Annotated in this window: 1 protein-coding gene; it reads right to left on the reverse strand. The window is 38.1% G+C overall.

Features of this window, described 5'->3' with window-relative positions:
* A partial coding sequence (locus F0U44_RS24455) for a hypothetical protein (RefSeq protein ID WP_223163835.1) occupies positions 1 to 320 on the reverse strand: 320 nt, incomplete at both ends.

Below are 320 nucleotides of genomic sequence, written 5' to 3' on the forward strand. Positions count from 1 at the left end.
GTCTCGTTCTTTGAATTTCTCATCCACGCTCTTTGTCGTTAGGTATTCTAAGATAACAGTCGTTGTCAATTTCGACTCTATGACGTGTAGTTTTATTCTGATTTCTGTAAGCCTCTCTTCGAGCTGTGTTATAGTTTCTAGTAATTCAGTAATCTTCACAATTCTAGATCTACCAGTTTCCTGGAGTTTTCGCCATCTTTCTTCCATGTCCTTCAACTGTTTTGATGTGTTTTTGCTATATGACTTTTCCTCTTTCTTTGCTACCTCTATAAGAGAGCTACCGGTTTCAGAGAGCCATTCAAATTCACGTTCCTTCATAG

Origin of the sequence: Nocardioides humilatus (assembly GCF_008373755.1) — a bacterium.
Classification (GTDB): domain Bacteria; phylum Actinomycetota; class Actinomycetes; order Propionibacteriales; family Nocardioidaceae; genus Nocardioides; species Nocardioides humilatus.